Origin of the sequence: Herbaspirillum sp. B65 (genome assembly GCF_000333555.1) — a bacterium.
GTDB classification, from domain to species: domain Bacteria; phylum Pseudomonadota; class Gammaproteobacteria; order Burkholderiales; family Burkholderiaceae_D; genus Herbaspirillum; species Herbaspirillum rubrisubalbicans.
The window spans coordinates 1-6841 of record NZ_BADI01000920.1 but is presented as its reverse complement, the minus strand read 5'-3'; the positions used below and the strand labels follow the sequence as shown (position 1 = coordinate 6841).

Below are 6841 nucleotides of genomic sequence, written 5' to 3'. Positions count from 1 at the left end.
CAGGTAGATATTATCAAAATAACGCNGTTTTTCTTTTATATCCAGCACGCGTACAGTGCACCCCATCGACAGCACCATCCTTTGTGGAGAGCATCATGCGTAGCGCAACCCAAACTTCCCCCCTGCATCCGGCCATCGCCGGCATGGCGCTCTCCGGCGCCGTGGCCTGGGCCGCCATCAACCTGGGCAATATCGGTTGGCTGCAAAGCCATGGCTTCTCGGCGCTGACGGTAGCCATCGTGCTGGGCATCCTGATCGGCAACACCGTCTATGCGCGCATGGGCGCCTATTGCGGCGAAGGCGTGCGCTTTTCCAAGCAGACCTTGCTGCGCGCCGGCATCATCCTCTACGGTTTTCGCCTGACCTTCCAGGACATCGCCCACGTCGGCCTGGCCGGGGTGGTGATCGATGCCGCCATGCTCTTGTCCACTTTCGGCCTGGCCTGGCTGGTAGGTACCAAGCTGTTGAAGCTGGATCGCGATGCGGCACTGTTGATCGGCGCCGGCAGCTCCATCTGCGGCGCCGCCGCGGTGATGGCCACCGAACCGGTGCTGCGTGCACGCAGCGAACAGGTGACCGTGGCGGTGTCCACCGTGGTGATCTTCGGCTCGCTGGCGATCTTCCTCTATCCGCTGCTCTATACGCTGCAGGCCGAACCGATGTGGGGGATGCGTCTGCCGGACTTCGGTGTCTACATCGGCTCCACCGTCCATGAAGTGGCCCAGGTCCTGGCGGCGGCCCGCTCCATCGACCAGCACACCGCCGATGTGGCCGTGATCACCAAGATGGTCCGCGTGATGATGCTGGCGCCCTTCCTGCTGATGCTGTCGATGAAGGCGGCACCGAGCGTCTCGGGTCACCAGCACCAGCAAAAGAAGCTGTCCATTCCCTGGTTCGCCTTTGCCTTCATCGGTGTGGTGGTGTTCAATTCCTTCTTCCCGCTGCCGGCCCACCTCAACCAGCTGGTGCTGCAGGCCGATACCCTGATGCTGGCCATGGCCATGGCCGCCCTGGGCTTGTCCACCCACCTCTCGGCCCTGCGCAGCGCCGGCATGAAGCCGATGATCCTGGGCGCGGTACTGTTCGCCTGGCTGGTCATCGGTGGCGCACTGGTCAACGGCGCACTGGGACGCTTGCTGGCCTGATCCTGATCGGACTACATCAAAGCAAGAAAGGCGCGATCCGCAAGGACCGCGCCTTTTTCTTGTGCATCAGGAAAACTGATTCAAGGGCACACCAGGTTCAGTTTCTTCAATGCAGCTCCCCGCGCTGGGTCAGTTCGCGAATGATGCGGATGGTGTCGATATCGGCTTCCTGATACGCCGAGCGACGGAAATCGTTGTAGAAGGCCTCGGCGCCACCGGCATCCTCGGGCTGCCCATCGTCGTATTCGAAGCGCACGAAGAGCACCTCGGCCTGTGGTTCCTCGATGGTCATGCTCATGCGCGAGGCCGGGATATCGCCCTGGGCCGGCACGTCGTAGAGCACCTGGATCTGCGGCAGGTAGCTCACCTGGTCGATGATCACCAGCTCGCCATAGCGCAGCTCGCGGCGCACGCGGTCCAGGCTTTTCTCCAGCAGGCGGCAATCGTCCAGGTGCGGCATGAACAACTGCGGCGACTCGGCGCGCATGACCAAGCCGCGCCACAACTGTTCGCGGGTCAGGGGATCGATCAGCGGGTTGAGCGGATCGTTGATCTGGATGAGGTGATTGAATTTCATGGTAGCTCTCGTGATGTTGTTGCCGCCGACAATGCGGCATTGTCCCACAGGCGTACCGAGACGGTGCGGGCGGGCTGCTACAATGGCACCTCGTTTCTTCTCCTGCCCACGCCGATCACCTCCGTATGTCCGCCCCCTCCTTCGGCCTGAACAAGCCGCAAAGCGAAGCCGTCCACTACATGGCCGGGCCCTGCCTGGTGCTGGCCGGCGCCGGCTCGGGCAAGACCCGCGTGATCACGCAGAAGATCGCGCACCTGATCGAGAACTGTGGCTACGAATCGCGCAACATCGCCGCGCTGACCTTCACCAACAAGGCCGCGCTGGAAATGCAGGAACGCATCGCCAAGCTGCTCAAGGATCCCAAGCAAGCCAAGCACCTGACGGTCTCGACCTTCCATTCACTGGGGGTGAAGATCCTGCGCCAGGAGTCCAAGCATCTGGGGTTGAAGGACCGCTTTTCCATCATGGACAGCGACGATTGTTTTTCCCTGGTACAAGAACTGGCGGTGACCACCGACAAGGCCATCATCCGCGGCATCCAGAATTCGATTTCGCTGTGGAAGAACGGTCTGGTCGATCCCGACCTGGCCGAAAAGAATGCCCGCACCGAAGACGAAGCCCAGGCCGCCCGCATCTACCGCAGCTACGTGGCGACCTTGAAGGCTTACCAGGCGGTCGACTTCGATGACCTGATCCGCCTGCCGGTGGAACTGTTCCGCAGCAACGAAGAAGTGCGCGACCGCTGGCAGCGCAAGCTGCGCTATCTGTTGATCGACGAATACCAGGACACCAATACCTGCCAGTACGAACTGGTCAAGCTGCTGGTCACCGGCGTGGGCAAGAAGCCGATGTTTACCGCAGTGGGCGACGACGACCAGGCCATCTATGCCTGGCGCGGCGCCACCATCGAGAACCTGAAACTGCTGGGCGTGGACTTTCCCAACCTGCACCTGATCAAGCTGGAACAGAACTACCGCTCCAGCACGCGCATCCTGCAGGCGGCCAACGCGGTCATCTCCAACAACCCCAAGCTGTTCGACAAGACCCTGTGGTCCGAGCACGGCCTGGGCGACCCGATCACGGTCATGGCCATGGATGACGAAGAAGCCGAAGCCGACCAGATCGCCATCACGCTCTCGGCACACCGCTTCGAGCGACGCGCCAAGTTTGCCGATTACGCCATCCTGTATCGCGGCAACCACCAGGCCCGTATCCTGGAAAAATCGCTGCGGCGCGAACGCATTCCCTACGTGATGTCAGGCGGCCAGAGCTACTTCGACCGTGCCGAAATCAAGGACATCATTGCCTACCTGCGCCTGATCGCCAACCAGGATGACGACCCCGCCTTCATCCGCGCCGTCACCACCCCGCGCCGGGGCGTCGGCCAGGCCACGCTGGAAGTGCTCGGCACGCTGGCCGGACAGTGGCAGTGTTCCTTGTTCGAAGCGGTCTACAAGGGCGGCCTGGAAGACAAGCTGACCGACCGCCAGTTGCTGCCGCTGCGCAAGTTCTGCGACTTCATCAATGCGCTGGAGTCGCGCGCCACCCGCCCCGGCCCATCCGGCAGCGGCGCCGAGGCCGGCCGCGTGCTGGACGACATGATGGAAGCCATCAACTACGAGTTCTATCTCTACGACAGTTTCGAAGAACGGGCCGCGCAGGCGCGCTGGCAGAACGTGGTGGACTTCATCAACTGGCTGAAGGAACGCGCCTGCGGCGGACGCGATGGTGAAGGCGAAGAAAAGAACCTGCTGGAAATCACCCAGATGGTGGCCCTCATGAGTATGCTCGAAGGCCGCGACGAAGAGCAGGATGCGGTACGCATGTCCACGCTCCATGCCTCCAAGGGATTGGAGTTTCCGCATGTGTTCCTGGTGGGCGTGGAAGAAGGCATCCTGCCGCACAAGGGCGACCCCGACACCCCGCCCGAAGCAGCCGCCGCGCGCGTGGAAGAAGAGCGGCGCCTGATGTACGTGGGCATCACCCGTGCCCAGCGTTCGCTGCACCTGTCCTGGTGCAAGCGCCGCAAGCGCGCCAAGGAAGTGATCGAATGCCAGATCTCGCGCTTCGTCAAGGAGATGCGCCTGGATGAAGGCGAAGCGGTGCCGCAGGAAAGCGAGAAGATCACGCCGCAGGCGCGGCTGGCCAATTTGAAGGCCTTGTTGCAGAAGCCCAGGAATACGCCGGAACAGAGCTAAGGCAGCCTTCAGAATTTTAAAGGCAGCGATAGGCCGCCTGGTCGAGATACTGCGACTGTGACAATCCAGACAAGCTCTTCTTAAATTCAATAACGGAAAAAGAATGCGCCCATCTCTGGCGGATCACCCGGCTTGCGTTGCGCCTTGGTGGTCTTTTTGAGATCCACGCCTGATGGATCTTTTAATCCCAGCACGGAAAATACGCGTCGTGCCGCTTTAGCGAATGGGGTCCATTGCAGCATCAGCATGAAGATAACAAAGCTTGCACTTGCCACAAGACCGCCCCACAAAATCCAAAAAGCAAGGTGAAAAAGATGTCGACTAAAAGGTCCGAAAGAAAGCAAAAGAAAGGCGACAACTGTGGGAAATATGACAGCGAAAATAAACCACCAACGAAAAACCAACGTATAGAAGGCACGCCGCCCTCGCACGCAGTGCGGATATAACGCAATCGTCCGGTCAGCAGGATTGGCAAGCGCAACGAGCTCGAAATATTCTCCTTGCCAAACAACCACCGCATCGACGACATCGCCCTCTTTGAACGGGCTACGCCATAGCCAGCCTTTCACTTTATTGCCGTCCAGATCGAATTCCACGTAGTCTGCTTCTTCCTGCAGACTGGCCGCATTTGAGGCAGTCGCGATTGCCTGCCCTCCCATGCCTGCCGCAGCCAGGGCAACGGAGACCATGCCCATCCTGGCTTTATCTTTGCGCATGAGAACAAAGCTCGCCTCGCCGCGCTCGTAGGTGTAATGCCAGATCGTGCCGCTGATCTTGATCAACTCGCCGGTTTCGACCTGGCCAAGCGTTACCTGAGATGGGGCGTTTGTTTCCATAGAGGGCATTTCAAATTCATTTAATAACGGAAGAAGAATGCGCCCATCTCTGGCGGATCGCCCGGCTTGCGTTGTGCCTTGGTGGTCTTTTTAAGATCGACGCCTGATGGATCTCTTAATCCCAGTACTGAAAAAACGCGTTGCGCCGCTTTCCCGAACGGGGTCCATTGCAGCATCAGCATGGAAATAACAAAGGTTGCACTTGCTATCAGACCTCCCCAACAAAGCCAAAAAGGAAGTTGAAAAAGATAGCGATTAAAAGGTTCGAAAGAATAGAAAAGAAAGGAGAAAACAGCGGGGTATATGCCAGCAAAAATAAGCCACCAACGAAAAACCAACGTATAGAAGGCACGCCGCCCTCGCACGCAGTGCGGATATAACGCAATCGTCCGATCAGCAGGATTGGCCAATGCGACCAGCTCGAAATACTCTCCTTGCCAAACAACCGCCGCATCGACGATGTCGCCCTCTTTGAATGGGCTACGCCATAGCCAGCCTTTAATTTCCTTGCCATCCAGATAGAATTCCACGTAGTCGGCTTCTTCCTGCAGACTGCCCGCGTTTGAGGCAGTCGCGATTGCCTGCCCGCCCATTCCTGCCGCAGCCAGGGCAACGGAGACCATGCCCATTCCTGTCTTGTCTTTCCTAGTCAAGACAAAGCTAGCTTCATCTCTTTTACTGACATAATTTTTTATTTCGCCACTGATCTTTATCAAGCCATCTACCTGGCCTGGTGTTTCCAAGTACTGATCCATCATCCGACTCCTACAGCGATCAACGCTTTGCCTAGTTCTTCACGCTGCTTGGCCGCATCCTTGTAAGCGGCCTCAGCTCCCTTTTTCGTACCAAAAACGCAGAGCGTGCACCATGTTTCCAAGTCATCATCGCTCAACGTCCAAATAGCTACCTGCACAATAAATAGCAGCACGCCAATCCACATCCCAGCTGACATAAAAAGAATCCTGCACGCAATAGCCGCCGCCACTCGGGTACCCACCAAATCCAACGCCTGCGCCGCTGCCACACGTCCAGTCAATCGCAAGAGAATTGGCGCTGCGTATGTAAATGTAGAGGCCCCCGTCGCCAGAATATTGATTACACCAAGGCCAATTTTTAACGAATAGAGCGTGAGAATGCCCATCTCTGCTCTATTGCCTGCCCTTACCACATCCTGAACATCAAACACAATACCTATGATGCCAGCCGCGACACTTAGACTGGCCCCACCCAATTTCATCACTTGATAGGACGTCGCATTCGCCGTCTGCATTTCCTTGACCGCCACGGCCCATATATCAATGACGCCGCTAGCGATCGTCATCGCAGATGCCGCCAATCCAGCCCGACTCTTGCTATCCCCTTTCTCAATGCAGTCATGCATCATCTTCGCAAAATTGCCGCTCTCGATCAGCAACACCACCAGTGCCATGCGCGCATCCCGCATGGCACTGGCGCTCTTCTCTGAATCGCGGAAAGCGGCCCAGTCACGCTTGAGCGTCCTGGACGACACCGTTTCCTTTTCGGGAACCTCCGGCGCGAGCGGGTTCTTGGATGCTCGCACGCGCTCCAGTATGTCAAGCCGACCGCTCATGGCGTAACGCGCCTGCGCATCGGCCAGCGCACCCGCCGCAGCCACTTCCACGCCGGCACGCAAGCCAAACCAGCTCTGGATGATCTTTTCGCAGGCCATGTCGGCCATCTTGCCGTCGAGTCTGAATTTCTTGAAGATGAAATCACCGAAGGTCGATGCCGTCTTGTCGATGCCGAACTGTCGGTAGGGTTCAAGCTTCACATTGAAAGCGACGTTGGTCCCGGCCTTTGCCTTTTCGTTGGCGTTGTAGACGCCTGCCGCTTTCTTGTATAAATCCGCGATGGCCTTCATCGACTTCTGGATATACGCATACCAGTTCCAGACCTGTTTCGCATTCTCCACATTGTTCCTGTCCACGCTGGATCCTGCGACGCCCTGACGCCCTGACGCCGGGACGCCGAGAGCCAGTGCTTGCGTAGATCAAAGCAATGGCAGCCCCTTGGAGCAAACAGAGATGATCAATATCGAAACCGCGACCTACTACACCGCCACCA

At 58.2% G+C, this 6841-nt stretch carries 6 protein-coding genes; 2 read left to right on the top strand and 4 right to left on the bottom strand.

Translation table 11 applies throughout. The features are described 5' to 3' along the window. The first annotated feature begins 95 nt into the window (after positions 1 to 95). Positions 96 to 1145, top strand: coding sequence for a YeiH family protein (locus I5W_RS21650; protein ID WP_044530783.1), 1050 nt, complete (start codon positions 96 to 98; stop codon positions 1143 to 1145). Between the two features lie 106 nt (positions 1146 to 1251). Here the strand turns inward: I5W_RS21650 and I5W_RS21645 are convergent, their stop codons facing one another. Continuing rightward, positions 1252 to 1722, bottom strand: coding sequence for an SRPBCC family protein (locus I5W_RS21645; RefSeq protein WP_044530782.1), 471 nt, complete (start codon positions 1720 to 1722; stop codon positions 1252 to 1254). Positions 1723 to 1847: 125 nt separating this feature from the next. On the opposite strand from I5W_RS21645, the gene I5W_RS21640 reads away from it, so the two are divergent. Beyond that, positions 1848 to 3920: a UvrD-helicase domain-containing protein gene (locus tag I5W_RS21640; protein ID WP_017449753.1), complete on the top strand. Its 2073-nt coding sequence runs from the start codon at positions 1848 to 1850 to the stop codon at positions 3918 to 3920. 86 nt (positions 3921 to 4006) lie between these two features. On the opposite strand, the gene I5W_RS21635 is transcribed toward I5W_RS21640, so the two are convergent. Genes I5W_RS21635 through I5W_RS21625 form a run of 3 tightly spaced genes read right to left on the bottom strand, consistent with a single transcriptional unit; the run spans position 4007 to position 6704 of the window. After that, positions 4007 to 4756, bottom strand: coding sequence for a putative type VI secretion system effector (locus I5W_RS21635; protein WP_044530785.1), 750 nt, complete (start codon positions 4754 to 4756; stop codon positions 4007 to 4009). 20 nt (positions 4757 to 4776) lie between these two features. Continuing rightward, positions 4777 to 5514: a putative type VI secretion system effector gene (locus I5W_RS21630; RefSeq protein ID WP_044530781.1), complete on the bottom strand. Its 738-nt coding sequence runs from the start codon at positions 5512 to 5514 to the stop codon at positions 4777 to 4779. Next, complete coding sequence (locus I5W_RS21625; protein WP_252717169.1) at positions 5511 to 6704, bottom strand: hypothetical protein; 1194 nt, start codon at positions 6702 to 6704, stop codon at positions 5511 to 5513. The genes I5W_RS21630 and I5W_RS21625 overlap by 4 nt, the downstream gene beginning before the upstream one ends. Between the last annotated feature and the right edge of the window lie 137 nt (positions 6705 to 6841).

What these genes read in the sequence shown, in the direction of transcription:
- I5W_RS21650 (WP_044530783.1), top strand. Translation starts at nt 96, where the DNA reads ATGCGTAGCGCAACCCAAACTTCCCCCCTGCATCCGGCCATCGCCGGC.
- I5W_RS21645 (WP_044530782.1), bottom strand. Translation starts at nt 1,722, where the DNA reads ATGAAATTCAATCACCTCATCCAGATCAACGATCCGCTCAACCCGCTG.
- I5W_RS21640 (WP_017449753.1), top strand. Translation starts at nt 1,848, where the DNA reads ATGTCCGCCCCCTCCTTCGGCCTGAACAAGCCGCAAAGCGAAGCCGTC.
- I5W_RS21635 (WP_044530785.1), bottom strand. Translation starts at nt 4,756, where the DNA reads ATGGAAACAAACGCCCCATCTCAGGTAACGCTTGGCCAGGTCGAAACC.
- I5W_RS21630 (WP_044530781.1), bottom strand. Translation starts at nt 5,514, where the DNA reads ATGATGGATCAGTACTTGGAAACACCAGGCCAGGTAGATGGCTTGATA.